This window comes from Prosthecobacter sp., assembly GCF_044227185.1.
Lineage (GTDB): Bacteria > Verrucomicrobiota > Verrucomicrobiia > Verrucomicrobiales > Verrucomicrobiaceae > Prosthecobacter.
This window is the reverse complement of record NZ_JBGAFO010000019.1, coordinates 33,406-58,307: the sequence shown is the minus strand read 5'-3', so window position 1 is coordinate 58,307 and position 24,902 is coordinate 33,406. Positions and strand designations below refer to the sequence as shown.

Genomic DNA, 24,902 nt, shown 5'->3' with positions numbered 1-24,902 from the left:
GGCCTTGGTTTAGAGGTGGGGGAGGGTAGTGCGTTTGCTTCGGCAGGCCCTGCTCTCGCTCAACTGTTCATCCACGCGAAATCACGTAACATCCTACATAAAATCATCAAAAAAATATGAAGCTTAAGACCTTGCTGAACACCTTGGGGTTTCTCGCGCTTGCCGCCGCTCCCGTTGTGGCCGGGACCGCCCCTGCTCCTAAAAACCCCATCGCCCCGGCTCCCGTGAATGACGATCTCGGCATCACAGCCTCCATCGGCTATGATACCAACTATGTCTGGCGTGGTCTCAACTTTGGCCAGCATTGGGTGCGTGCCGGATTGAACGGTTCGCTTCTGCTCATGGGCGGTGCCAGTGAAGACCATGCGGGCAATACTTATTTGAACTGGGATGCGCAGTACGGCTCCTTTGCCGGGGATCAGGATCACTTCGGTGGTGTGGGCAATCTTTCCTACCAGCGCCTTCAGCTGGGTGCCTCCCTGGCTCACGATTTTGGCCCGGCCACAGTCAGCCTGGGGTATCGCTACTATCACAACATGGGCGCCCTGCCGAATGGCACCACCGGTGGCAACATGAACGACGGGCAGGAAGTGAACCTCGGCCTTACCACGTCACTGGGGCCGATCGATCTGACCTCCAGCGCGAACTATGACTACGTTAATTCGTCGTGGTACTTCGACATCAATGCGAGTTCGACATTCGCTGTCACCGATGTCATCAGCATCGTTCCTTTCGCCACCGTGGGCTACGGCCACAACATGACCTGGCAATTTGCGCGAAGCCAAAACACGGGTGTCACCAGCACCTGGGGCGGGGCGACTCCGGGACCCACGAATGTGACCGGCTTTACCGCGCTCACCACCGGTATTCGTTTCCCCATCAAGCTGAACAGCCGCGCGACGCTGATCCCGTACATCGCTGGAAACATCCCCATGGGAACCACTGGCAATCTGGCGGGTGCCGTTCGTGCTGCGGGTGCCTCTGACAACCCCTACAAGAGCGTGCTCTTCGGCGGTGTGACTCTGAGCATCAGCTTTTAATTGTTAGTCGAGATCGAAAGTCATTGGTATGACGATGGTGCCTCCCGGCTGCATAAGCCGGGAGGTTTTCGTCATGAGCGCATCAGCCTGGGCTCCTGGCCCTGCCTTGGACCGGCTCTCAAAAAGAGAGTCATTGGGTCCGGCGGGCGCAGCAGGATATGGACTGCGGTCGCGGAGGGAGGAACGACCGCAGCTACCGCTTTCGAGCGTCTCGTGGTGTGCGCAAGCTTCACTTGTTTGCGAGAAGCCAGCAGCTCCCGCATTTGGAAGGTTCGTGATCTACGGCTGCCATCCTGCACGACGAAAGCGGTGGCTGCGTTCGTGCCTCACTGCGCGACCGCACTCCCAATTTACGCTCGTGCTTTCGCAGACTCTCCACCCATCACTTCGGCACGACGGTGAAGCCTTCTTTGCTGTCCTTGATGAGCCAGCCGGCGGCTTCGAGTTCTTTTCTCAGCGTGTCGGCGGTGGCCCAGTCTTTGGCCTGCTTGGCGTCCCAGCGCTGCTGGGCTTTGGCCTGGATCTCGGCGGGCACATCGAAGGCTGCGTCATCGGCGACGGGGGGCAGGGTGATGCCGAGGGCGTGCAGCATGAAGTGCAGGCCTCTGCGTGTGGCGGCGGCTTCTTCCGCAGAGAGTGCGGCGGGCTTCAGTTTGTTCAGCGTGCCGAAGATGGAGCCCATGGCACCGGGGACGTTGAGGTCATTGAGCAGCACCTCCCAGGCCTCCGCAAACGGGCCGGGAGCGCGGGCCTCCGAGCCCGCAGCAGGTGAGCGAAGCGCTGCGCCACCTTTCTGCCCGGAGGCGGAGTTGCCTGACTCTGCGGAGTGCTGCGGACTTGGAAGTCCGCGCTCCGCCAGCGCCTTGTCCGCCTTCGCCAGCTTCTGCAGCGCCTGCCGTGCCGAGTCCAGGCTGTGCATCGTGAAGTTCAGCGGCGCGCGGTAATGCCCGGAGATCAGCACATAGCGCACCTCCGCAGGCGTGTAGCCGCGCGCGGCCAGATCCGCCAGCGTGTACAAATTCCCGATGCTCTTGCTCATCTTCCCGCCGTCCACCATCAGGTGCGCCACGTGCATCCAGTGATGCGCAAACTTTCCGTGCGTGCTGCAGCAGCTCTGCGCGATCTCATTCTCATGATGCGGGAAAATCAGGTCCACGCCGCCGCTGTGCAGATCGAAATCTTCACCGAGGTATTCGAGAATCATCGCGCTGCACTCGAGGTGCCAGCCGGGGCGGCCTTCGCCCCAGGGGCTGGGCCAGAAATTCTCGCCGTCCTCTGGCTTCCGCGCCTTCCAGAGAGCGAAGTCGGTGAGGGAATCCTTGGTGTATTCATCGCTGTCGGTGGCGCTGGCGGCCTCGCTGGCGCCCAGGCGCAGCTCGCGGTCTTCCAGGTGGCTGAGCTTGCCGTAGTCCTTGAATGAGGAAACGCGGAAGTACACGCTGCCGTCCGCGGCGGCGTAGGCGTGGCCGCCGGCCACCAGTTTTTCGATCATCGCCACCTGTTGCGAGATATGCGCCACGGCGGAGGGCTCGATGTGCGGGGGCAGGAGATTCAGCGCCGCGCAGTCGGCGTGGAATTTCTGCGTCCAGCCTTGCGTGAACGCGATGAGGCTCTGGCCTGCTTTTTGAGAATCGCGGATGGTCTTGTCATCGACGTCGGTGATGTTGCGCACGTGGAGGGTTGGAGTGCCGGCGGCCTCCACGACGCGGCGCATCACATCCTGCGCCACAAAGGTGCGGAAGTTGCCGATGTGCGCCGGGCCATACACGGTGGGCCCGCAGCAGTAGAAGCGCAGCGTCTTGCCATCGAGCGGAGTGACATCGCGGTCGGTGCGGGAGAGGGTGTCGTGGAGTTTCAGGGGCAGGGCTGCAGGCATGAGGGCGGGGAAGGTGAATGACGAATGGCGAATGTCGAGGGCGGGAATGCGGTGGCTGTGAGGGGGGCAGGCTGTGAAGAATATCAGGCATTCCAGCATTTTGAACCCGGCCCATCAAGCGCCGCGACACGAAGCACTGGTGAAGCAGCTCCCGGCGGGCCTGCATTCGGGCCCGCCGCCGCTGCCGCAGCTCTCACATTCACCCTCATTCCTCCTGCCTGACATGACTCCCATCCTCCAGGTCTTCGCCGATCGTGAAGCCGCTCGTGCAGAGCTGCAGTCCTCGTCCTATCGGAACTTTCTCATCATTGCGCCGGTCTCAGTGGGAGACTCCCCGGACTATGATGAGCAGGTGGCGGCGCTGGCGCGGCAGTTCAGCCGGGAAGGCTATACATACGTGGCGCGCTGCGGCCAGAAGGAAATGGAGGATGACCCTGCCGGGGTGCGCTACCTGCCCCTGCGGGAGGCGCTGCCCTCCTTTGGCCAGATGAACGCCGTGGTGGTGGCGGGAGACCACAGTTGGGCGGCGCGCGCGGCTGATGAATATCGGGGGGCGGATGTCTTTTTGCTGCAGCCTGCCCTCAGCGCCCCGGCTCAGCAGCGCCAGCAGAGGCGGAAAAACGCCGCCCTTCCGGCGGGCGAGGCATTGCAGGGAGCCGCGTGACGGCATGCGGTCCCATGGATTGCCTGCTTGCAATCTCCCCGCGCCGCACTAACTTCGTTCACTCCAAAACGGGGGCGTACTGGTTTCGACGGGTAGCCTAAGTTCGGAGCTGCATGCCGAGGATGATTCGTTGGCCTCGTTAAACACCGGATCAAAAACATAAATGCAAACTCTAACGAGCTAGCACTCGCAGCTTAAGCCCTGCGACATCCTTCAGGCAATGTCTGGTAGCCTGAACGATGCCACTACCAGGCTGGTCTGATGGCCGGGCGACCGGGCCGCAGACGAGATCAAACAGGACGCTGGGTGAAGGGCAGGCTGTCTCAAGCCGGCTCCCACCGAGACCAAAGATGAGACTGAGCATGGAGACGCTACGGGCGATGGTTATTCGGACAGGGGTTCAACTCCCCTCGCCTCCACTTTTTTTAAAAATCAGCGGGCCATTTCAGACCGCTGCAAGCCAGGGGCGGGTGAGAAAGAGCCATGGGCCGTGAGATATTTTCACCAGCAGACGCCTTCGTAGTGCCAGGGGAGGGTGCGGAGGTCGTCCCAGCGGTTGATGTCGATGAGGTGCTGGCCGGCGTGGGCGTGCTGGCGGAGGAGATCGAGGGGCACGCACTTTTGGGAGGCGACGATGACGTCGCTGGACTGCAGCACCTGAGCGGCATCCTGCCTGAGGAGCTGCGCGAGGTGCGGCATGCGCGCTTTGATCTGCTGCTCATTGGCGCCGATGAGGCGGGAGAGATTGATCTGCGGATCGTAAATGCTGAGCTCGCAGCCGCGGCCCAGGAGAGTCTCCGCGGCGGCCACCATGGGGCTGCCGCGGAGGTCGTCGGTGTCTGCTTTGAATGCCAGGCCGAGGAAGCCGATGCGCCGGCTGCCTTTGGCCTCGATGAGATGGAGCAGCAGCTCCTGGTGGGCGGCATTGGTGGCGGCGGTGTTTTCCAGGAGGGGGAGGCTGAGATTGGCATGGCGTGCAAAGGAGCGGAGCGCGGAGACATCCTTGGGCAGGCATGAGCCGCCAAACGGATTGCCGGGCTTCATGTAGTAGCGGGAGATATTGAGCCGGGTGTCCGCGCAGACCACGTCCATGACGTGGGTGCCGTCCACGCCGAGGTGTTTGCACATGCGGCCGATCTCATTGGCGAAGCCCACCTTGAGGGCATGGAAGTAGTTGCACGAATACTTGATCATCTCCGCGCCCTCCCAGGTGAGCACGGCGGGCTGGCCGCCGAGAAGCGCGGCCATGGAGGGATCCGCGGGTGCGTGGCCCGCCTCCGTGCCGATGACTGCGAGAGAGGGGGTGCGGAAGTCCTGCACGGCGCTGCCTTCCCGCAGGAACTCGGGGCAGTAATACACGCGGACCCGGCCTGGGTGGCAGAGGTCATGAAACAGATCCTGCACCAGACGGCGGGTGCTGCCGGGCAGCATGGTGCTGCGGTAGATGAGGATGTGCTCCTTCCGCGTCTCCCGGGTGGCCTGCGCGATCTGGGAGGAGACTTTCTGCACGTAGTCGAGATTTAAGATGCCGGTGCTCTGCGAAGGTGTGCCCACGCAGATGATGCTGACGTCTGTGTCTGCCACGGCCTGCCGGGCATCCTCCGTGGCGGAGAGAAGGTGCTGGCTGCGGGCGCGATGCAGCAGGCTGGAGATCTCAGGCTCGATGATGGGGGATTCACCACGATTGAAGGCGTCCACCTTGGCGGCGTGGACATCCACGCCGGTGATGCGGTGTCCTTGTTCCGCCAGGCAGGCTGAGGTGACTGCGCCGACATATCCGAGGCCGAAGACGGAAACATTCATAATGTGGAATCAATGCCCGGCGCCGCCGCGAAATGACAGGGCGTGGGGGGAAGTGGAGTGCGGTGGTGAAGTGCGGCCGAGGCAGGGCCGCGCTGCGCTGGTGCGGCAGGGGGAGGCTGCGTGCGCGCATACACCCAGAGGAGGCCGGTTTCCCCGTGGATACGAGAGACGGGCTGCTGAAAGTCCAGCCGCCAGAGAGGGCCCGCGGATTGAAGGGCCGCATGCAGGAGCCTGTCGTGGGGCAGGCGCTTTTCTTCGGGCACGGAGAGATCCAGAAAGACGTGGCTGACGCGCAGGGTGTCGAGATGGCGGAGGAGCTCCGGCGCGGTGGAGAATGCGGGCTGGTAGCCGCGGCCCAGCCAGTCGCTGGAAGCGAGCTCCTTGCTGCCACGACAGACGCGCAGAGGAGAGGGAGAGCGCTGGCCGCAGGCAAAGGCAGCGGCGGCGATGATGGCGCCCTCGCCGCGTGGGTCTGACACGACGAGCCAGCTTTCGGAGCGGGCATCCGGCTGGGGATGTGGAATGCCCACGCGCATGACGGCGGCGCTGAAGCCGCTGACGTGTTTTTCCGGCCACTGCGCCACGCATGCGAAGCCGCCGGCCACGAGAAGCAGAAAGACCGGCCAGCGCAAGGTGGAGAGTGTGGCGCACATGCGGTCTGCCGTGAGAACGGCCGCGAGCAGCAGCGCGGGCAGCAGCGGCAGAAGGTAACGCGTGGTCGTGCCAGCGGGCACCAGCAGCATGATGGCAGCCATTCCCACCAGCAGCCCCCAGAGCGCCGCGGCCAGCCCCGCATGGCGGGAGTTTCTGCCGCTGAGCTGGAGAAGCCCGCCCAAACCCGCCAGTGCCAGCAGGGCAAAGAGCCAGCCAAGCACTTCAGGCAGCGCGGTGGCATAGAAGGCGGCGGCCTCCTGCAGAAAGGCTCCCAGTGACTGGTGGGACATGCCTTCCGCGGTGATCCTGGAGGAGTAGAGCATCCACGGGCCGGCGCTGAGCGCCACGGGCAGCGCGGAAAGCCACCAGGAAACGCGCGCGAGCAGCGCCCAGCGGCGCGTGAGGATGGTGGCCACGATGGGAACGGCGCAGAGCCCAAGGGCCGAGCCTTTGGTCAAAATGGCGGCGGTGGCGATGAAGCCAAAACTCAGCGCGCGCCGCACGGTGGGCTCATGGAGGTAACAGGCCCAGGCGAACACTGACAGCAGACAGAGGCAGGCCAGAAGCAGATCTGACATGACAAACTGGGACTGTTTCAGCGTGAGCGGCATGGCGGCCACGAGCAGCCCGGCCACCGCCGCCGCGGGCAGGGAGGTGAACTTTGAGGCGAGCCGGCAGAGCAGCGCGCCGAGGGCGGCCAGATACACGGCCTGCAGGATGAGCAGGCTTTTGATGGAGACCCATGGCAGCAGCCAGAGGCCGCCGAGGAGGTACCAGCCGGGCGGGTAGTGGCCCAGCGCCACCTTGGGGAAGTCCGCATAGTACGCCGTGGCAAAGCGCATGGGTGGCTGCAGCCAGCCGCCGGCAAAGTAGTCCCGCAGCATGAGCGCGGTCACGGCGTGGGCTGCTTCGTCAGGGTCTCCCGCCAGATCAGAGTCCAGCGCGCCGCTGGTGGTGAGGTGGATGACAGAGAGTAAAAGACAGGCGGCAAAGACGGCCCAGGTCCAGCGCGCGGGAGGAGGTGAAACGGGCGCGGACATGAGCAAGGGCGGGGGCACGGGAGCGGGAGGAGGCGCGTTTGACTTACTGGCTGACCTATTCTTTGCGAGACAGCACGAGATACTGCCCGCCGAGCGGCAGCTTGCAGAGCGCGGGCTCCAGAGGCCGGAGAAAGCTCAAGGAGCGCGGGAAGATGAAAAGATAGTCTGTGCTCAAGACTTTAAAGCCGCCCGCGCGCAGCAGGCGCCGTGCCTGGGAGGGGAAGAGCATCCGCGCATCCTGGTCAAAGGGCACCTTGCTCATGAGGTAATGCACCACGGGATTCCACCGGTTGTTCTCCCAAAAAGCAAAGACGCCTCCTGGCTTGAGAGACCTCCAAATCAAGCGCAGGGCATCCATGCGCTGCGCGGGCGGGATGTGGTGGAAGACGCCGTTGCAGAATGCCAGGTCCATGCTTTCCGGCGCGATGCCGTCCGCCGCATGGGTGAAGCTGGCGCCCTGCCAGGAGGTGGCCTGAACCGCCTGCGCGATGGAGGCGGAGGATGGGTCAAAGCCGAGATAGGAGCGGAGGCCAAGAGCGCGATGCAGATACCCGCACGAGGCGCCCGTGCCACAGCCAAAGTCCAGGCAGGAGGCAGGGCTCAGCCCGCGGCGGTCCAACTGACTGCGCAGCCAACTGACGCGGCCCGCGGCAAAGTAATCCCAGCCTTCCCCGGTCAGGGACAGTCCGTGCTGAAGATACTCCTCATAGTTCGAGGCGTACTGGTCGAACTCTGGTGCGGCTGCATTTTTGTTCATGAAGTTAGTTTCATTAGAGATGAGCCATACTCAAAAAACAACTGCTTTGGTTTAACAAGAGTAACATAGACACTGCCTTATCTGTCATAGGCTGGACGTATCTTGCTCCTGGGAATGCGGTGCATTGACCATGGGCGCGTGGTGTGCGATTCAGCATGAGCCCGCCAGAGATGACCTTTGCATGAAAGACATTATCGGAAACCGCCGCCGCATCGCATGGACCCACAAGGCCCGCCTGCTGAGACTCCTTGTGAAAGAGAACGGAGCCCGCTGGTGCCTGGCCTTTGGCATCTACTACGTCCACAGCGCGCTGGCGCAAAGGGCCTTCAACACCATGGACCGGCTGCGGCGGGAGAAGCGGCTGCCCGGCATGAACAGCTCCGCACTTAACAAGGCCATCTGGGAAGCCTGGGACTGGAGCGCCGGAGGTGAAGAGTGGAGCCCCTCGGAGGAGTGGAAGGCTTCTGTCATTCACTGTGTGCTGGAGAAGCACGTGCCCTGCGGGAGCCGCGTGCTGGAGATCGGCCCCGGCGGCGGGCGCTGGACGGTGCCGCTGCTAGCGCGTGCCTCGGAGTATGTGGGCATCGACATCTCGGCGTCCTGTGTGGAGCTGTGCCGCCGCCAATTTGCGCACGAGCTCAAGGCCAGGTTTGCAGTGGGGTCAGGCAGCGATCTCCAGGGCGTGCCGGACGGCTCCATCGATGTGCTGTGGAGTTTTGATGTCTTCGTGCACATCAACCAGGCAGAGGTGGAGAAATACGCGGCGGAGTTCCGCCGTGTGCTGAAGCCGGGCGGCGTGGGCATTCTTCATCATGGCAGCGTGGGCGGAGCGCTCGGCGGCTGGCGCAGCAATGTGACGCATGAGAGCATGCTGAAGCTCCTGAAGGAGCGCGGCTTTGAAATCATCGCCTCCTTCAAGGAGTGGCAGGATGGCGGCCAGACTTATCAGGCGGGTTTGTACCAGGATGTGATCACCGCATTCAGGCAGCCGCTGCACGCTTGAGATCATGAGCGTGGAAACCATCCGGGTGCTGCATGTGGTGGACTCCCTGGCTCCGGGCGGGCTGGAAAATGGAGTGGTGAACGTGGCGCGGCGGCTGCATGGCCATGGCTTTGACATTCACGCCGCCTGCCTGCGCTTCCGGGGTGAATTTGCCGCGCGCATGCCGGAGCCGGAGAAGGTGGTGGTGGTCGGCAAAACGAGGGGCTTTTCCCTCAAGGCGGCGCGGGCGCTGCGACGGCACATGAAGGCCACGCGGGCGGATTTGCTACACAGCCACAATCTGGGCACGCTGATCTATGCGGCACTGGCCAGTCTGGGAGGACGGACGCTGCCGATCGTGCATGGGGAGCATGGCCAGCTGCAGAAGCAGGATCTCACGCTGAAGCGCCTGTGGCAGCGGCGGCTGCTTTTTTCCATCTGCCGTTCCATTCATGGTGTTTCCTCCAGTGTGAGGGACAATCTTCAAAGCCTGGGCCTGGATCCGCAGCGGCGGGTGGTGGTGACACCCAATGGCGTGGACTGCGAGCGTTTCCGTCCGGCGGTGTCTCCTTCGCAGGAGCGCAGCGCGGCGGGGCATGCCCCGCATGAGTTTGTGGTGGGCATTGTGGGACGGCTCGTGGCACTGAAGCGGCATGCGCTGCTGTTTGATGCGCTGTCACTGCTGGGTGCGGAGCATCCGGGCCTGAAGCTGCTGGTGGTGGGCGATGGCGGAGCAGAGCGGGAGGCGCTGATCCACACGATGCAGACGCATCCGCTGGCGGCACGCATCCGCTGGGCGGGGCATCAGGATGACCTGCTGCCTTATTATCGGTCGATGGATCTTCTCGCGGCGCCATCGGAAATCGAAGGGCTTTCCAATGCAGTGCTGGAGGCCATGGCGTGCGGAGTGCCGGTGCTGGCGCACTCCGCGTGTGGAAATGCGGAGGTGATCCGCGCGGGTGAAAATGGCTGTCTGTCTGAGATGAACACGGCGGCAGACATGGCCTGCGCCCTTCGTGAGATCCTGGCGAATACGGACGAGCTGCGCCGCCTGGGAGCCTGCGCGCGTGACACCGTGGTGCGGCGCTTTTCCATGGATGCCATGGCTGAGGGGTACCGCCAGATCTACCGGCAGGCGGTGACCTGAGGGGAGGGTGGTGGGCGAGGTAGGATGCCTCAAGAATCCGTTGCTTCCGACGCGGCAAACGCAGCCCGGAAGCTCGGGCCTCTGAGTGTGCCGCAGTCTTTTCGGCGCTCTCACTCCACGGCGCGCTCGTGTTTGCGGCGTGGCGGGAGTGATGAAGAGAGGGGGCGGGTGCCTGCCACCTGCTGCAGGCTCGTAGGTCCGCTCCGGTTGGTCGTCTGCGTTCGACGGGTGGTATCGCTGCGCAATTTTTTCTCTCCGGTGATACAGTCTCGGTCTCGCGACTTAGGAGTCTGAAGTTATCCGGGTACTAATCACGGCTTACTAAGCGGGTGAGAAGCTATCCTGCAATAATTGCGCTTTAGTATGCCAAACGAAATAACTCAAAGCGCGGTGAATTTATGAGGGTAAGTCTAGGGCAGAAGATTGGTTGCTATCGACCGGAATCACTATCAAAGCGCGGCGTTGGATTGCATGTCCACCGATGGCGGCAGCTTGATGTCATCCGGGGATGTGACAAGGGGGCATGGGATCGACGGTCACCGTCACACGCGCGGCTCATTATGAAGGTTCTTTGTGTTTTTGGCACCCGCCCGGAGGCGATCAAGCTGGCGCCGGTGATCCTGGCTTTGCAGGCGGCCCCAGATGTGGTGTGCCGGGTTTGTTTTTCCGGGCAGCACCGCGAGATGGGGGTGAAGGCGCTGGCGGCGTTCGGGCTGCAGCCGGACGTGGAGCTGGAGACCATGGTGCCGGGGCAGTCGCTGGCATCACTCACCGCGCGCCTGCTGACGTCTCTGGACGCGCTGTATGAGCAGGAGCAGCCGGACTGGGTGGTGGTGCAGGGAGACACCACCACGGCGATGTGCGGAGCGCTGGCGGCGTTTTACCGGAAGATCCGTGTGGCGCACGTGGAGGCGGGGCTGCGTACGCAGGACCGCTTCTCTCCGTTTCCAGAGGAGATCAACCGAGTGTTCATCAGCCGGATCACGGACCTGCACTTTCCGCCCACGCAGGCGGCGGCGGAGAACCTGCGCCGGGAAGGCATCGGCGATGAGTCCAGTGTGGTGACCGGGAACACCGTGGTGGATGCGGTGCTGTGGATGAAGGACAAGCTGCCGGAGATGCCGCCCGAGGGGCTGCAACTGGAGATGCCCGAGGGCGCGCGGCTGGTGCTGGTGACGTGCCACCGCCGGGAGTCGTTTGGGCAGCCGATCGAAAACATCTGTGATGCGCTGCTGGCATTGACCGAGCGGTTTGAAGACATTCACATCGTCTTTCCGGTGCATCCAAATCCGGTGGTGAGGCAGATGGTGCTGGCCAGGCTGGCGGGGCGGAGCCAGATCTCCCTGGTGGAGCCGCTGGACTACCAGCCGCTGCTATGGTGCATGAAAAAGTCCGTGCTCATCCTGACGGACTCCGGAGGCATCCAGGAGGAGGGGCCATCCTTTGGCAAACCGATCCTCATTCTGAGAACGACCACGGAGAGGCCTGAAGCCGTTGCTGCCGGCTGTGCGGAGATCGTGGGCACGGATGTGCAGCGCATCCTGGAGCGGGCCAGCCATTATCTGGAAGATGAAGCGCACTCCCAGAGGCTGGCGGGGTGTGAGAGCCCGTTTGGAGACGGACGCGCGGGAGAAGCCATCGCACGTGCCTTGTCTCATGCGGGCAGGTAATCTTTTGAGCCCAGACGTTTGATGACGGAATCCACATCTCCTGCGGCGGCTCGCGGACGCATCCTGGCGCTGGATGCGCTGCGCCTCATGGCGGCGCTGGTGGTTTTTGGCCACCACTTTCATGTGATGTTTGGGCTGGACCTGCCTTTCTATCTGAGCAACGGGCTGCTGGATGCCAAGGGGGCGGTGACCTTGTTTTTCGTGCTCAGCGGTTATGTGCTGGCACTGTCGCTGAGCCGGGAGGCGCCTTCGCCGCGGGCGTATGTGAATTTTGGCGTGCGGCGCGTGTTCCGGCTGTATCCGCTTTACTGGGCGGCGCTGGTTTTCACCCTGGGAGTGATGGTGTGGATTCAGCAGGCGGGCGGGTTTGCGCAGACGCCGGAGCTGCGTGCGAGCTTTCTGGAAGGACAGGGGCTGCAGTGGCGGCAGTGGGTGCTCCAGGCGACGCTGGTGGCGCCGGGCATGAAGTCGTTCTTTGCGAATCCGCCGGTGTGGACGCTGATGACGGAGGCGAAGGTGGCGCCGGTGTTTCCGCTGCTGGCCTGGGCGCTGCTGCGCATGCGCTGGGAGGGCGCACTGGTGCTGCTGGGCGCGCTGGTGCTGGGCAGCGGCTGGCTGCATGAGCACGTGGCAGGCACGGCGGCGTTTCTGGGGCAGTTTGGGCTCGGCGTGTTTCTGTGCCGGGTGCCGCAGGAGTTCTGGCGCTCATTGTCCCGCAGCGGCTGGGGGTGGCTGGGCACGGGCAGTGGGCTGCTCTACTGCGTCATTTCCATCCGCCATTTGATTCCGGTGTGGGTGAGCTTTTATGCGTGTGCCTTCGGCGCCGCGGGCCTGGTGGCCTGTGCCAGCCACTGCGGGCCTTTCCGCGCTACTTTGAACCGGTGGCAGGCGCGGCTCGGGGTGGATCTCTCCTATGCGGTTTACGTGCTGCATTATCCCATCCTGATCGGACTGCGGAAGATGGCGCTTCTGGGGTGGCTGGCGGTGCCGCCGCTGGGGCTGTTCTTCGTGGCTCTCGCGCTCACGCTGGGACTTTCTTTCGTGCTGCATCATCTGATCGAAGTGCCTGCCATTCAGTGCGGGCGGCAACTCACCAAGCGGCGGGGGCGCAGCGCGTCCGTGCCCGCACCTGTGCTATGAAGATGCGACTCTTTGACAAAGTGACCGCGCGCCTCAGGGAGCGTGGCTGGCTGAGCTACTCGCGGAGCTCCGCCTCCCTGCAAGTCTTCAATCAGGCGCTGGAGTGGATCAATACGCACACGCTGGAGGGGCGGGGGATAGCCGCGGACAGCAGCCTGCGCGGGTGTGATCCCGCGGCCACGCGGAGAATCCAGGCGGCTCTGGAACTGTGGGGGGAGCATGCACGCTCCGCGCAATTGGGGAAATGGCTGGCGGATCTGCCCGCGGACCCACCGACGCAGGCTGGGGAGGTGGAAGTGATGGAGGCTGATGAGTGGATCGATTATTGTCTGAAGGAAGCGGCGCGTGCGATGAACGCGGGGTACAGTGAGGCGGCGAGGCAGTGCCTCATCAGTGTGGCCGGCACTCAGCTCAAAGATGGAGGGTATGCGACCTCAAGCCAGCCGGGCCGGCTGTGCCCGCTGATCACGCTGGAGATGGCGGCGCTGTGGTTCCGCTGCGGGGAGTGGGAGCTGGGGGAGCAGGCCTTCCGGGCGTTTCTGAAACACATTTCACGTGGGCATGGTTTTGGCGCACGTCTTTATGACGCCCGGGGATGGAAAGAATATGCGCAGACGGTGGCGGCGTTTCTGGAGGCGCTGCACGAGCGGCTGCGCGTCAATTTCGAACGGACCGCGCCGCTGTTTCCGCATTCCATTCAACCTGAGGACGGGCGGTTTGCGGTGGTGGAAAGCCTGCTGAAGGAAGATGCGATGCCGGTGGTGGCTGACGTGGGCTGCGGCAAGGGGCGCTTCATCAAGCTGCTGAAGGAGCGGCATCCGGACATCGAGGCCTGGGCCATTGACATTTCCACCGCCATGCTGGGGCTGCTGCCGGAGAACATCCATGTGCGGGAGGGCTCGCTGCTGGCCACGGGAATGCCGGATGGCGCGGCGGACTATGTCTTCTGCATCGAGGCGCTGGAGCATGCGGTGAACGTGCGTGCCGCGGTGCATGAGCTGGCGCGCATCACCGCCGCGGACGGGACGCTGCTCATCATCGACAAAAACGCGGCGAGCCTGGGCAAGATGGAAATCTGCGACTGGGAGCAGTGGTTTGATGCGGATGAACTCACGGAGCTGCTGCAGCGGGAGGGCTTCCGTGTGGAGGTGCAGCGCGGGATTTACCGGGAGGGCAGAATGGATCCGCTTTTTCTGTGCTGGACCGCGCGGCGGCGGGGTGCGGCATGAGCCGTGTTTGAATTATGAAACAGATGTTGCGAAAAGTGCTGGAGGCGTGCGTGAAGCGCTTTGGCTATTCCCTGGTGGGGACCACGCGGCTGGGGGAGCTGACGCGCATGGCGGCAGAGACGAAGGCGGCGGTGTCGCTGGAAACGCACCTGGGCAGGCTGCTGCGGCATCACCGGCCTGACTGCGTGTTTGACGTGGGCGCGAACGACGGCGGCTTTGCGAAGATGCTCCGAAGCCTCGGCTACGAAGGGTGGATCGTCTCGTTTGAGCCGCTGCCGGCGCTGGTGGCGCGGCTCACGGAGCTGGCGGCGCAGGATGAGCGCTGGCGCGTGGAGCCCTATGCTCTCGGGGCCGCAGAGAGCGAGCTCAATTTTCACCAGATGGCAGGAGATGTCTTCAGCTCCTTCCTCAAGCCTGAGAGCGGTCAGCCGGAGAAGTACCACGACTCCAACCTCATCGTGCGCACGCTGCGCGTGCCGGTGAAAACGGTGGATGGCGTGTGGCAGGAGATGAAGGCATGGCTGGGGGTGCGGACGATGATGCTGAAGCTGGACACGCAGGGCTATGACCTGGAAGTTTTCAAAGGAGCCGCACGCAGCCTGGGGGAAATCCCGCTGCTGATGTCAGAGCTGGCGTGCGTGGGCATCTACCAGGACGCGCCGGATTACCTGGCGGCGCTGAGCCGGTATGCGGAGGCAGGCTACAAGCCGGCGATCCTGGCGCCGATCAGTTTTGCCGACGATCTGCGGGCGATCGAGATGGACGGAGTCTTTGTGAGGGAAACGTGGGGAGAACGCGGCAGAGGAGCCGCGCAAGCGATGCACAGCATCGCATCTGCATAGCATAGGACTGCACAGCCGGATTCAAAGCGTATGAAAATAAGTGCCACACTGAAGGGGTTCATTCGAAAGCTTGGCGAATGGAGGGCCGGCCTGCCGGACACCCTTGAAGCACAGGCGGTGTTCTTCAGAGACCATGCCTGCGCCCTGCCGGAGGATCCCGGGCCGCAGCGCGCGATCGATGCGGGGCTGGACTGGCTGCTGGAGGCGCAGCGGAACTCCTCCTCACGTGATGGAGGAGTGGCGCGCCACTACAGCGTGCAGACGGGCTGGGCGCCCTCTTATCCTGAGACCACAGGCTACATCGTGCCCACGCTGCTGCAGCATGCGGCGCGGCGGGTGGATGCCGCCTTGCGCCCCGCCGCGAAGCAGATGCTGGACTGGCTGAAATCCATCCAGCTGCCCTCCGGCGCCTTTCATGGCAGCCACCGGCATTCGAAACCGCTGGAGCCGGTGGTGTTTGACACCGGGCAGATTTTATTTGGGCTGGCCGCCGGTGTGCGCTGTTTTGGCAGCGTGTATGAGGAGGCGCTGGGAAATGCCGCGCGCTGGCTGGTGCGCATGCAGGACCCGGATGGCGCATGGCGGCTGCCAAACCCCTTTGCCATTCCGGGAGATCATGTGTGGGAGACTCACGTGGCCTGGGGGCTGCTGGAGGCCTCCCGCGTGACGGGGGATGAATCCTTTGCCGAGGCCGGGATGCGGAACATCCGCTGGGCGGCCGGAAAGCAGCATGAAAATGGGTGGTATCCTGACTGCGGGCTGGGCAGGGGAGACGCCGCGGCGCCTTTGACGCATACGATCGGGTACACGCTGCGCGGCATTCTGGAGGGGTTTCTCTTTTCCCGTGATGCCAGCCTGCTGCATGCGGCCATGGTCACCGCAGATTCACTGCTGCGGGCGCAGCACGACAATGGCTCGCTGCCCGGGCAACTGGATGAAAACTGGCGCGGCACGGTGAGCTGGATCTGCCTGACGGGCTCGGTGCAGATATCCCTGTGCTGGCTGCTGCTGTTTCAAGAAACGGGGCGGGAGGAGTACCTGACGGCGGCGCGGAAATCGAACGCGTTTGTGCGGCGCACGCTGCGTCTGGACGGGCCCGCGCACACCCGCGGCGCGGTGAAGGGCTCCTTCCCCATCTCCGGGCAGTACTGCCGCTATCAGTACATCAACTGGGCCTGCAAATTCATGATCGACGCATGCACTCTGGAAGCAGAGACCGGGCGTGGTGCCAAGCTTGCCTGAGCTGCTGACGATGAAGCATGTCGAAAAACTGCTGCGGGGCTCGGCACTGAACGTGACGGACCTGGCGCTGAAGATGGCGGTGACGATCGTCATCACGCCGCTGATGATCCACGGGCTGGACCTTTCCGGCTACGGCCTGTGGCTGCTGGTGATGTCTGTGGCGAGCTACTGCGGCCTGCTGGATCTGGGCATCACGTTTTCCGCGTCGCGCTTCACCGCCTTCGCCATCGGTGCGGGCAATGCGGCCAGCCAGGGGGAGGTGCTTGGCATCGCCCGGCAGTACTTCCGGCGCATCGGAGGCATCATCCTGCTGTGCTCGCCGCTGGTGGTGTATCTGGTGGGACTGATGGTGGTGACACCGGATCAGTCAAAGGTGGAGATCGCGCTGGCGATCGTGCTGCTGACGCTGGCGGCGCGGTTTTTCTTCCGGCTGCCCCTGGTGCTGCTGCGCGGAGCCATGCGGCATGATGCCATCGCCTCGGCCTCCATCATCCGGACGTTCATGCAGTCGGTGGTGCTGATCTGGCTGCTGAAGGTGAACCCCAGCGTCATTGGCGTGGCGGTGGTGCAGGCCATGGGCGAGACGGTGGAGCTGGGCATGCTCTGCCTGTTTTCCAGGCGGATCAATGCAGGCGTCCATGTGGAGACGAAGGCGGACGGGGAGCGCACGCAACTGCGCCGGCAGATGCGGAGCTTTGCGGGGACGATCAGCATCATCACTGTGGGCGAGTCCCTGCGGATGCAGTCAAATCCGCTGATCGTGAATTTTCACCGCGGGCTGGAGGCGGTGCCGATCTACTCCATCGGCATGAGGCTGATCACGATGCTGCAGGATGTGGTGAGCGCGATCTTTGGCGGGCCGGTGCTTTCCATCTTCAGCCATCTGCACGGAGCGGGGGAAAACGAGGGGCTGAAAAGATGCTTTCTGCGCTATTCGGAATGGGCGGCCGCCTTTGCCGCGTGCGCGGTGCTGGGCAGCACGTGGCTGGCGCCGGCGTTTTTCCACCGCTGGGTGGGGCCGAAGCTGGAGGACGCCAGCCATGTCATGTTCATCGTGGCCCTGCCCTATGCGCTGCATTTTTCACAGTATCCCGCGCACAATCTTCTCTACAGCCTGAACAAGTCGGACTATCTGGCGCGGCTCTCGCTCATCGGCGGTGCCATCAGTGCGGTGCTCAGCTTCATCTTTGGGTACTGGTGGGGCGTGCATGGCGTGGTGGGCGGGCTGGCGCTGGAGATGCTGGTGTCCCGGCTGCTGGTGGTGCCGTTGTTTGTTTCCAAAGTGATCGACATGTCCGCCTGGAGGTATCTGCTGGGCCACCTCATCTGGCCCGCGCTGAAGACGATCTCCCTGCCGCTGCTGTGCGTGTGGGGCCTGCGGGAGCAGGTGCGCTCAGATTATTTCAACCTGGCGTGCATCGGGGCGGTCTTTGCCCTCTGCTCCACGCTGTCATTCTTTCTGCTGGCGCTGCAGCAGAAGGACCGCGCGGCCATCTGGCAGCGGCTCACCCGAAGGAAATGACGGATGAATGCGGGCCCCAAGATTCTGCTGATTTCCCACAATTTTCCGCCCACCGCCGGGCCGGAGTCCAGCCTGGTGAAGATCAATGGGGAGTACCTGCACCGCGCGGGTTTTCAGGTGCGAGTGCTGACCACCACGCAGGCGCATGCCACGCAGGCGCTGGATGCCTCCCTGCTGCGCGGACTGCCCACGGAGATTATGATTGATCGTGTGCCCAGCCCGGAGGCGCTGCTGGTGCAAAGGTTTCCACGCCTGGGGCGTCTGGCCGTGGTGGGGGCCGGGCGCCATGTGCTGCCAGAGATTTATCTGCCGTGGATGTTTCCTGCCACGGCGCGGGCGGAGGAGATCGTGCGGGAATGGCGGCCGCAGGTGCTGTACTCCCGCGCCACGAAGCACGTGAGCAATGTGGTGGGCTGGCGTTTGAAGAAGAGGACGGGGCTGCCCTGGGTGGCGCATTTCAGCGATCCGTGGATCAGCGGCGGGATGCGCTGCCGGCCGCTGCAGCGGTGGATCGGCCTCTTTTATGAGCGGCGCATTCTGCGGGATGCGGACGCGCTGGTGTTTGTATGCGCGCAGGCGGCGCGGAGAATCCTGAGCCCGTACCCGCAGCAGTGGCATAAACGAGTGCACATCGTGCCACATGGCTATGAGGCGCTGAGCCCGGAGCTGCGGGAGCTGCACCCGCCGCCGGCGGCAGGGCGCGCGCTGCGGCTCATCCATGCGGGGGCGTTTTACCCCACCATGCGCAGCCCGGACACCCTGATCGAGGCGCTGCGGCGCATGGCACGGCGGCAGTTTCTAGCCGGGCGGCTGGAGATCACGTGCATCGGGGTTGATACTACATGCTACCAGCCGCAGGTGAAGGCGGCGGGTGTGGGGGAGGTGCTGCGGCTGCAGGCGGGTGTGTCTTTTGAAGAATGCCAGAGGCGCATCGCCGTGAGCGACATGACGCTGATCATCGACACGCCGGGATACGGGGGCATGTTTTTGCCCACCAAGCTGATGGAGGCCTTTGCCTTTGATCATCCGGTGCTGGGCCTGGCGGAGCCGGGCAGCGCGGTGGCGGAGGTACTGCAGCAGACGGGCTTGCACTGGGCGAACCTGAATGATCCTGACGACATCGCCGCGCGGCTGGAGGAGCTGCTGGCGGCATGGGAGTCTGGAAAGTGGGGGCTCAGCGGGGAGCAACGGCGCGGCATGGACCGCTTCCAGATCGACCGCATCAATGAGCCGCTGCGCGGAATGTTTGATAATTTTGCCGCCTGCTCCGCGGCACAGGAATAACCCTTCAGCGCCATGGCCTCTCTCGGAAAAACATTGCTGCCCGCCAGACTGCACGAGCGTCTTCAAGTGGAGCGCTGGCATGTGCATGAGTTCATCCGGCGGCAGGCCATGCCGCTGATGCGGCGGGGGATGAAGGTGCTGGACGCGGGCTCCGGCCGTGAGCCGGAGCAGTACCTGCGGCAGGAGCTGCTGGCCACCGGAGCCACTTTGCACACCTGTGATTTCTGCGCGGGGCCCGGCGTGGATTTTGTGGCGGATGTGTCCGCGCTGCCGTTTGAGGATGGCAGCTATGACATCGTGCTTTCCACGCAGGTGCTGGAGCATGTGCGTGAGCCGCAGCGCGTGGTGGCGGAGATGGCACGCGTGCTGAAGCCGGGCGGGCATTTGTTTCTGACCACGCCGCAGTCCTCCCCGATGCACAACCTGCCGTACAACTTTTTTAACTTCACGCACCTGGGGCTGCGCCTGCTGTTTGAAAAGGCCGGGCTCAGCGTGAAGCAGGCGGAGCCGCAGGGCGGACACTTCACGCTGCTGGCGTACAACCTGCACTGGACGATGAATCTGCTGCGGCGCAAAAGGATGCCGTGGATTCTCGGCAGGCCGCTCATCCTCGCATGCCAGATCTTGTTTGGTTTTGTGCTGAAGGCGCCGCTGATCTGGCTGGACCGCTTTGACACCGAGGTGCTGAACACACTGGGCTGGAACCTCGCCGCTGAGAAGACGGCGGCATTCCCCGCGCCTGCTCCCGAAGCCTGATGAAGCCAAAAGACATGCAGATGATGTGGCGGAGGCTGGCCGATGGGGCGCGCTACTCCGGCGCGCTGCGCACGTGGGCAGCACGCGGGCTGTGGTGCCGCGCGCGCGTGGCACGGCGCGGCTCCACGCGGCTGGCGCTGCTCTCCCGCGCGGTGAGCCTGGCGGATGGGGCGGCGGCGTGGAGACCCATGCTGCGGGCGCTGCAGGCCGCGGGGGAAGGGACCGGAGACACGGTCTGGCGCGCGGCGCTGCGCGCGCGCTCCCGCCTCCCGGAAGTGGTCAAAAAACAACCTGCTCTGACACGCACCGTGGTGTTGAAGGCTCCGGGGGCGCCGGGGGAGAAAGGCGTGCTGCTGACCTACTTTGAATACAATCTCTGCCGCCTGCTGCTGATGCCCGCGGCGGAGCTGCGCTGGCTGGCGGAGCACTATGAAATCCTCTTTGCCGCGAGCTGGTGCCCGACGGACTACGCGCTGCTGGGCCTGGGCTGCGCGCTGCTGCCAGACGGCTTCTGGATCCAGCCCGCAAACGAGGCGGAGCGTGAGCGCCTGACGGAATTTCACCCCGGGCTGCGCTGCCTGCCGGGCCTGGCGTGCGACTGGGTGGATGCGCAGTTTTACCAGCCCAAGCCCTGGAGTGAACGAACGGTGGACATCCTCATGGTGGCAAACTGGGGCGGCTTCAAACGGCACTGGGATTTCTTCCACGCGCTGACGCGGATGCCTCCGCAACTGCGCATCGTGCTGGTGGGGCAGAATGAGGGCGGTGTGACGCAGCAGCACATCCGCAAACTGGCCGCGGACATCGGTGTGCCGCAGGAGCTGGAGATCCGCCAGTCCATCTCCATCGAGGAAGTGACGCGGCTGCAGTGTGACTCCAGGATCTCCACGGTGCTGAGCCGCCGTGAGGGCGGGTGCGTGGCGCTGGTGGAGTCCCTCTTTGCAGGCTGCGCGCTGGCGGTGCGGGAGGATGCCTGCATCGGGGCGGCTGCGCATGTGAATGAGCGCACCGGCATGCGGCTGCGTCCAGGACATCTGGCGGAAGATTACATGGAGCTGCTGAGGCGCGGACCGCGGCTCGACTCCGCGTCGTGGGCCAGAGAGAATGTGTCCTGCCACCGCACGCTGGAAAAAGTGCAGCAGGCGCTGCGCGTGGATGCGGCGGCGCAGGGGCGGCCGTGGACGCGGGATCTGGCGCTGCCGCACTGGCGTCCGCATCCGGTGCTGGCGCATGCGGAGGACCGCGCGGCGCTGCTGCCTGCGTATGCGGAGCTGCACGCGCGCTTTCCGCGGGTGTTTCCGCTGGACCTGATCACGGCGAGCGCCGCGTGAAATGCGGCGGCGGTTTTTTTAAACAACGAAATGATTTTCATCCTGCCATGACCCGCGCGGAATATGCGCAGGCGGCTGCCGGCGTGCTGCGGGAGAAATCTCCCGCGCTGCGCTGGCTGCGCCTGGCGCTGCTGTCCAGTTTTACGGTGGACCTGATGAAGCCCTGCCTGGTGGTGGAGGCGGCGCAGAGAGGGCTGGGGCTGGAGGTGTGGGCGGGACCCTACGGCCAGATTGATCAGCAGATCATGGACGCTAGAAGCGAGCTCTACCGTGAAGCTCCGGACGTGGTGGTGATCCTGGCGCGGGTGGAGGATCTCATGCCTGAGCTGGCGTGGCAGTTTCTGCGCCAGACCCCCGAAGATCTCCAACAGGCGCGTACGGCGCTGAGCAGGCGCATGGAGGGTCTGGTGCGGCAGGTGCTGGCGCAGCATGCGAAGGCGAAGGTGCTGCTGGGAAACTTTGCCCTGCCACAGTGGCTGGCCGCGGGGGAGGAGGATGCGCTGCTGGAAGTTTCCCAGGTGTCCTTCTGGCAGCAGCTCAATGATGACATGGCGGCGCTGTGCCGCCGTGTGCCGCAGGCGGTGCTGGTGGATGTGGCCGCCGCCGCGGTGAAGGCGGGGGCGGACGCGTGGACGGATGCACGCATGGCATGGCTGGCCCGCGCGCCGCTGAGCGCGCATGCGCTGGAGGCCGTGGCGCGGCGCATCGCGCGGCGGCTGCAGGCCGTGTATCATCCGCCGAAAAAATGCCTGGTGCTGGACATGGATGACACCTTGTGGGGAGGCATTTTGGGAGAGGCGGGGATGGGCGGCATCGCGCTGGGGCCGGACTATCCAGGAAATGTTTTCGTGGATTTCCAGCGGCGCGTGCTGGCGCTGCGGGATCGTGGCATCCTGCTGGCCGCGGCCAGCAAGAACAATGCAGAGGAGGTGCTGCAGGTGCTGGCGGAGCATCCGGCATGCCTGCTGAAGCGGGAGCACTTTGCCGCGTTTGAGGTGCACTGGCAGGACAAGGCGGGAAGCCTGCGCGGCATCGCGCAGAAGCTGAAGCTCGGCGTGGATGCGCTGGTGTTCTTTGATGACAATCCGGTGGAGCGCGACTGGGTGCGCAGCCAGCTTCCGGAGGTGGCCGTGGTGCCCGTGCCGAAGCATGTGATGGACTATGGCCGCGCGCTGGAGGAGGGCGGGTGGTTTGACACCGCGGTGCTCTCTGAAGAAGACCGCCTGCGCGCCGGATACTATGCGCAGGAGGAGGCGCGCGCGGGACTGCGCGGCGGCGCGGCTTCGCTGGAAGACTTCATCCGCAGTCTGGAGATGAAGGTGACTGTGAGCACAGTGACGCAGGAGACCTTGCCGCGCGTGGTGCAGCTGCTGGGGAAGACGAACCAGTTCAACCTGACCACGCGGCGGCATACCACGGCGGAGCTGGAGCGCATGATGGCTGGAGGCGCGGTGGCCGTGTGGGCGCGAGTGGAAGACCGCTTTGGCGACAATGGAATCGTGGGCGTGGGGATCGCCCTGCCAGATGCGAGTGCGGATGCGGGCGGCGTGTGGATGCTGGACACGCTGCTGCTGAGCTGCCGCGTGCTGGGGCGCGGAGTGGAGACGGCGCTGCTGGCCGTGGTGGAGCGGGAGGTGGCGCGGCTGGGCGCCCGGCAACTGCGCGGAGAATTTATCCCGACGGCGCGGAACCAGCCGGCGGCGGATTTTTTTGAGAAGCACGGCTACCACCGCGCGGCGCAGGCCGGAGGCGCGTGGGAGCGCAGCCTGGATGCCGCGCGGCCCCTGCCGGAGTGCTTTGTGCTTCACACTCTTGTTTCACCACCTTCATGAGCACAACACACGATCTGGACCAGAAGCTGGCGGTTTTGTTTGAATCCATCCTGGGACTTCCCAGAGAGGCCTTTCATGATGAAGCCTCCACCGACAACACGCCCGGGTGGGAGTCCGTGGCGCATCTGAACCTTGTCATGGGAATTGAGGAGACGTTTGGGATCTCACTCACACCGGAGGACACGATGGAGATGACCTCGGTGCGTCTGATCAAGATGGTGCTGCAGGAAAAACTGGGAGAGTGAACATGAACATGCCAGACACATTTAAAACGGGGATGGTGTTTTGTGAGGAGGTGCACCTCACGCCGCAGCTGGTGGAGGCGTTTGCCGTTTTTTCCGGCGACCACAATCCGCTGCATCTCAAGGAAGACACGGCGCTGACGTATGGCTTTCCGCATCCGGTGGCGCATGGGGCCATTCAGACGGCGGTGGTTTCCAAGCTGATCGGCATGAAGGTGCCGGGGCCGGGAGCGGTGTGGATGAGCCAGAGCATGGAGTGGCTGAAGCCCGCCTACGTGGGGGAGACGCTGCTGGTGGAGGCGGAGATCGAGTCTGTCTCCGCCGGCGCGGAGACGCTGGGCCTGCTGCTGCGCGCCACGAATGAAAAGGGAGAGCGGGTGATGAACGGCGCGGCCCGTGTGAAGAGGGCGGCAAGGGTGGGCGGCGGCAGCGATGCGGACTCAGCAGCGCACGTGCCGCGCGTGGCGCTGGTGACGGGCGGCTCGCGCGGGATCGGCGCCAGCATCGCACGGGCGCTGGGAGCGGCGGGGTTTCAGGTGGCGGTGGCCTGCCACCGCGGCATGAAGGAGGCGGAGCTGCTGGCGGAGCAGATCCGAGCGGAGAGCGGCAGCGCCACCACGCATGCCACGGATCTGAGCGTGGAGGGCAGCGGCGCCGCGCTGGCAAGTGAAGTGCTGCGGCGGCATGGCCGGCTGGATGTGCTGGTGCATGCGGCCACGCCGCCACTGCCCACCACCGGACTGGTGGAGACACCCCTGGAGGAGCTGCGTGCGTGCACGCGCGTGCATGTGGAGGCGGCGCTGGAGCTGGTGCAGGCCGCGGCGCCGGGCATGATGCAGAGACGCCATGGCCGCATTATTTTTCTCGGCAGCTCCCATCTCTTTGGCACGCCGCAGGGGAAGCACGGAGCCTACGTGGCTGCGAAGAGCATGCTGGCGGGCATGATGCGTGTACTTGCGGCGGAACTCGGGCCGCACCAGATCACCGCCAACATGATTTCTCCCGGCCTGACCATCACCGACCTGACGGCGAATGTGCCGCTGCGGATGAAGGAGGTGGAGGCGCGCCGCGTACCCCTGCGCCGGCTGGCGGTGCCGGAGGATGTGGCGCGGCTGGCGGTGTTCCTGGCAGGCGATGGCGGCGCCTACGTCTCCGGTCAGAACCTGCCGCTGACCGGCGGCCCGGTGTGATGGGATGTGGTATGATTTGGTGTGGCGTTATGTGAGGGCCGAGCCGATGATGAACTCGTTGTGGTCAGTGCTGCAGGCCGACCTCCTCCGCCTGGACGGGCGCAAGGGGGCCGCCGCGTTCATCGCGGCATTTGTGCGCGTGCCGACGTACCGCTACGTGGCGCTGCTGCGGCTGTGCAGGCACATGCGGCAGCATGCGCTGCTGAAGTTCAGCCTCTACCCTGTGCTGCTGCTCTGGCTGGGGAGACTGGGGCTCAAGTATGGCATCCGCGTGCCGCTCTCCTGCCAGATCGGCCCCGGGTTTCTCATTGAGCACTGGGGCGGCATCTGGGTGAATCCCGCCTGCGAGATCGGCAGCCAGGTGAACCTTTCCCATGGCGTGACGCTGGGACTGGCCGGGCAGGGAGAGCAACGTGGCGCGCCCGTCATCGGCGACCGTGTTTTCCTCGGGCCGGGATGCGTCGTGCTGGGAAAGATCAAGGTGGGCCGCGGCGCCATGATCACGGCCAACACGGTGGTGCTGCAGGATGTGCCGGAGAATGGTGTGGTGATGGGAAATCCCGGCCGTGTCTTCTCCCATCATGGCTCGGGCGGTGCGGTGAAACATGTGAACCCGGCTGAGGGCAGCGGTGCTGCTCGCGACGGTGCGGCCAAGTGAT

The 24,902-nt window shown here is 64.3% G+C and carries 21 protein-coding genes and 1 other RNA gene; 18 read left to right on the top strand and 4 right to left on the bottom strand.

Annotated features, from left to right (window positions below; translation table 11 throughout):
- The first annotated feature begins 116 nt into the window (after nt 1-116).
- Complete coding sequence (locus ACILSQ_RS29760; protein ID WP_395747344.1) at nt 117-1,040, top strand: hypothetical protein; 924 nt, start codon at nt 117-119, stop codon at nt 1,038-1,040.
- 382 nt (nt 1,041-1,422) lie between these two features.
- On the opposite strand, the gene cysS is transcribed toward ACILSQ_RS29760, so the two are convergent.
- Nucleotides 1,423-2,916, bottom strand: a complete 1,494-nt coding sequence (cysS, locus tag ACILSQ_RS29755) for a cysteine--tRNA ligase (RefSeq protein WP_395747343.1) — start codon at nt 2,914-2,916, stop codon at nt 1,423-1,425.
- Nucleotides 2,917-3,139: 223 nt separating this feature from the next.
- On the opposite strand from cysS, the gene ACILSQ_RS29750 reads away from it, so the two are divergent.
- A complete protein-coding gene (locus ACILSQ_RS29750; protein ID WP_395747342.1) occupies nt 3,140-3,580 on the top strand; it encodes a hypothetical protein in 441 nt (146 codons plus the stop codon).
- A 70-nt stretch (nt 3,581-3,650) separates the two neighbouring features.
- Nucleotides 3,651-4,002, top strand: a transfer-messenger RNA (tmRNA) gene (gene ssrA, locus ACILSQ_RS29745).
- Between the two features lie 79 nt (nt 4,003-4,081).
- Here the strand turns inward: ssrA and ACILSQ_RS29740 are convergent.
- Genes ACILSQ_RS29740 through ACILSQ_RS29730 form a run of 3 tightly spaced genes read right to left on the bottom strand, consistent with a single transcriptional unit; the run spans nt 4,082 to nt 7,834 of the window.
- A complete protein-coding gene (locus ACILSQ_RS29740) occupies nt 4,082-5,383 on the bottom strand; it encodes a nucleotide sugar dehydrogenase (protein ID WP_395747341.1) in 1,302 nt (433 codons plus the stop codon).
- Nucleotides 5,380-7,077 carry an ArnT family glycosyltransferase gene (locus ACILSQ_RS29735; protein WP_395747340.1) on the bottom strand — a complete coding sequence of 566 codons (1,698 nt, stop codon included), beginning with the start codon at nt 7,075-7,077 and terminating at the stop codon, nt 5,380-5,382. The genes ACILSQ_RS29740 and ACILSQ_RS29735 overlap by 4 nt, the downstream gene beginning before the upstream one ends.
- 55 nt (nt 7,078-7,132) lie before the next feature.
- Nucleotides 7,133-7,834 carry a class I SAM-dependent methyltransferase gene (locus tag ACILSQ_RS29730; RefSeq protein WP_395747339.1) on the bottom strand — a complete coding sequence of 234 codons (702 nt, stop codon included), beginning with the start codon at nt 7,832-7,834 and terminating at the stop codon, nt 7,133-7,135.
- A 181-nt stretch (nt 7,835-8,015) separates the two neighbouring features.
- Here ACILSQ_RS29730 and ACILSQ_RS29725 point away from each other — a divergent pair, with 181 nt between their 5' ends.
- The 15 genes from ACILSQ_RS29725 to ACILSQ_RS29655 all read left to right on the top strand — a co-directional run bounded on the left by ACILSQ_RS29725 (nt 8,016) and on the right by ACILSQ_RS29655 (nt 24,901).
- Nucleotides 8,016-8,837 (top strand): class I SAM-dependent methyltransferase, encoded by an 822-nt coding sequence (locus tag ACILSQ_RS29725; protein ID WP_395747338.1) that lies wholly within the window; start codon nt 8,016-8,018, stop codon nt 8,835-8,837.
- A gap of 4 nt (nt 8,838-8,841) precedes the next feature.
- The gene (locus ACILSQ_RS29720; RefSeq protein ID WP_395747337.1) at nt 8,842-9,963 is read left to right on the top strand and encodes a glycosyltransferase; all 1,122 of its coding nucleotides are present in this window, start codon (nt 8,842-8,844) and stop codon (nt 9,961-9,963) included.
- Between the two features lie 560 nt (nt 9,964-10,523).
- The gene (gene wecB, locus ACILSQ_RS29715; protein ID WP_395747336.1) at nt 10,524-11,633 is read left to right on the top strand and encodes a non-hydrolyzing UDP-N-acetylglucosamine 2-epimerase; all 1,110 of its coding nucleotides are present in this window, start codon (nt 10,524-10,526) and stop codon (nt 11,631-11,633) included.
- Between the two features lie 21 nt (nt 11,634-11,654).
- Nucleotides 11,655-12,773 carry an acyltransferase family protein gene (locus ACILSQ_RS29710; protein ID WP_395747335.1) on the top strand — a complete coding sequence of 373 codons (1,119 nt, stop codon included), beginning with the start codon at nt 11,655-11,657 and terminating at the stop codon, nt 12,771-12,773.
- Nucleotides 12,770-14,002 (top strand): class I SAM-dependent methyltransferase, encoded by a 1,233-nt coding sequence (locus ACILSQ_RS29705; protein WP_395747334.1) that lies wholly within the window; start codon nt 12,770-12,772, stop codon nt 14,000-14,002. The genes ACILSQ_RS29710 and ACILSQ_RS29705 overlap by 4 nt, the downstream gene beginning before the upstream one ends.
- A 14-nt stretch (nt 14,003-14,016) precedes the next feature.
- Complete coding sequence (locus tag ACILSQ_RS29700; protein WP_395747333.1) at nt 14,017-14,844, top strand: FkbM family methyltransferase; 828 nt, start codon at nt 14,017-14,019, stop codon at nt 14,842-14,844.
- 30 nt (nt 14,845-14,874) lie between these two features.
- Nucleotides 14,875-16,086, top strand: coding sequence for a prenyltransferase/squalene oxidase repeat-containing protein (locus ACILSQ_RS29695; protein ID WP_395747332.1), 1,212 nt, complete (start codon nt 14,875-14,877; stop codon nt 16,084-16,086).
- Nucleotides 16,087-16,096: 10 nt separating this feature from the next.
- Nucleotides 16,097-17,608 carry a lipopolysaccharide biosynthesis protein gene (locus ACILSQ_RS29690; RefSeq protein WP_395747331.1) on the top strand — a complete coding sequence of 504 codons (1,512 nt, stop codon included), beginning with the start codon at nt 16,097-16,099 and terminating at the stop codon, nt 17,606-17,608.
- Nucleotides 17,609-17,611: 3 nt separating this feature from the next.
- Nucleotides 17,612-18,892, top strand: coding sequence for a glycosyltransferase (locus ACILSQ_RS29685; protein WP_395747330.1), 1,281 nt, complete (start codon nt 17,612-17,614; stop codon nt 18,890-18,892).
- 12 nt (nt 18,893-18,904) lie between these two features.
- Complete coding sequence (locus ACILSQ_RS29680; RefSeq protein ID WP_395747329.1) at nt 18,905-19,648, top strand: class I SAM-dependent methyltransferase; 744 nt, start codon at nt 18,905-18,907, stop codon at nt 19,646-19,648.
- A complete protein-coding gene (locus tag ACILSQ_RS29675) occupies nt 19,648-20,979 on the top strand; it encodes a hypothetical protein (protein ID WP_395747328.1) in 1,332 nt (443 codons plus the stop codon). The genes ACILSQ_RS29680 and ACILSQ_RS29675 overlap by 1 nt, the downstream gene beginning before the upstream one ends.
- A gap of 47 nt (nt 20,980-21,026) precedes the next feature.
- Nucleotides 21,027-22,811, top strand: coding sequence for an HAD-IIIC family phosphatase (locus ACILSQ_RS29670; protein ID WP_395747327.1), 1,785 nt, complete (start codon nt 21,027-21,029; stop codon nt 22,809-22,811).
- Nucleotides 22,808-23,056, top strand: a complete 249-nt coding sequence (locus ACILSQ_RS29665) for an acyl carrier protein (protein ID WP_395747326.1) — start codon at nt 22,808-22,810, stop codon at nt 23,054-23,056. The genes ACILSQ_RS29670 and ACILSQ_RS29665 overlap by 4 nt, the downstream gene beginning before the upstream one ends.
- A gap of 8 nt (nt 23,057-23,064) precedes the next feature.
- Entirely contained in the window at nt 23,065-24,243 is a 1,179-nt protein-coding gene (locus ACILSQ_RS29660) for an SDR family oxidoreductase (RefSeq protein ID WP_395747325.1), read from the top strand.
- A 46-nt stretch (nt 24,244-24,289) separates the two neighbouring features.
- Nucleotides 24,290-24,901 carry a serine acetyltransferase gene (locus ACILSQ_RS29655; protein ID WP_395747324.1) on the top strand — a complete coding sequence of 204 codons (612 nt, stop codon included), beginning with the start codon at nt 24,290-24,292 and terminating at the stop codon, nt 24,899-24,901.
- The last annotated feature ends 1 nt before the right edge of the window (nt 24,902 follow it).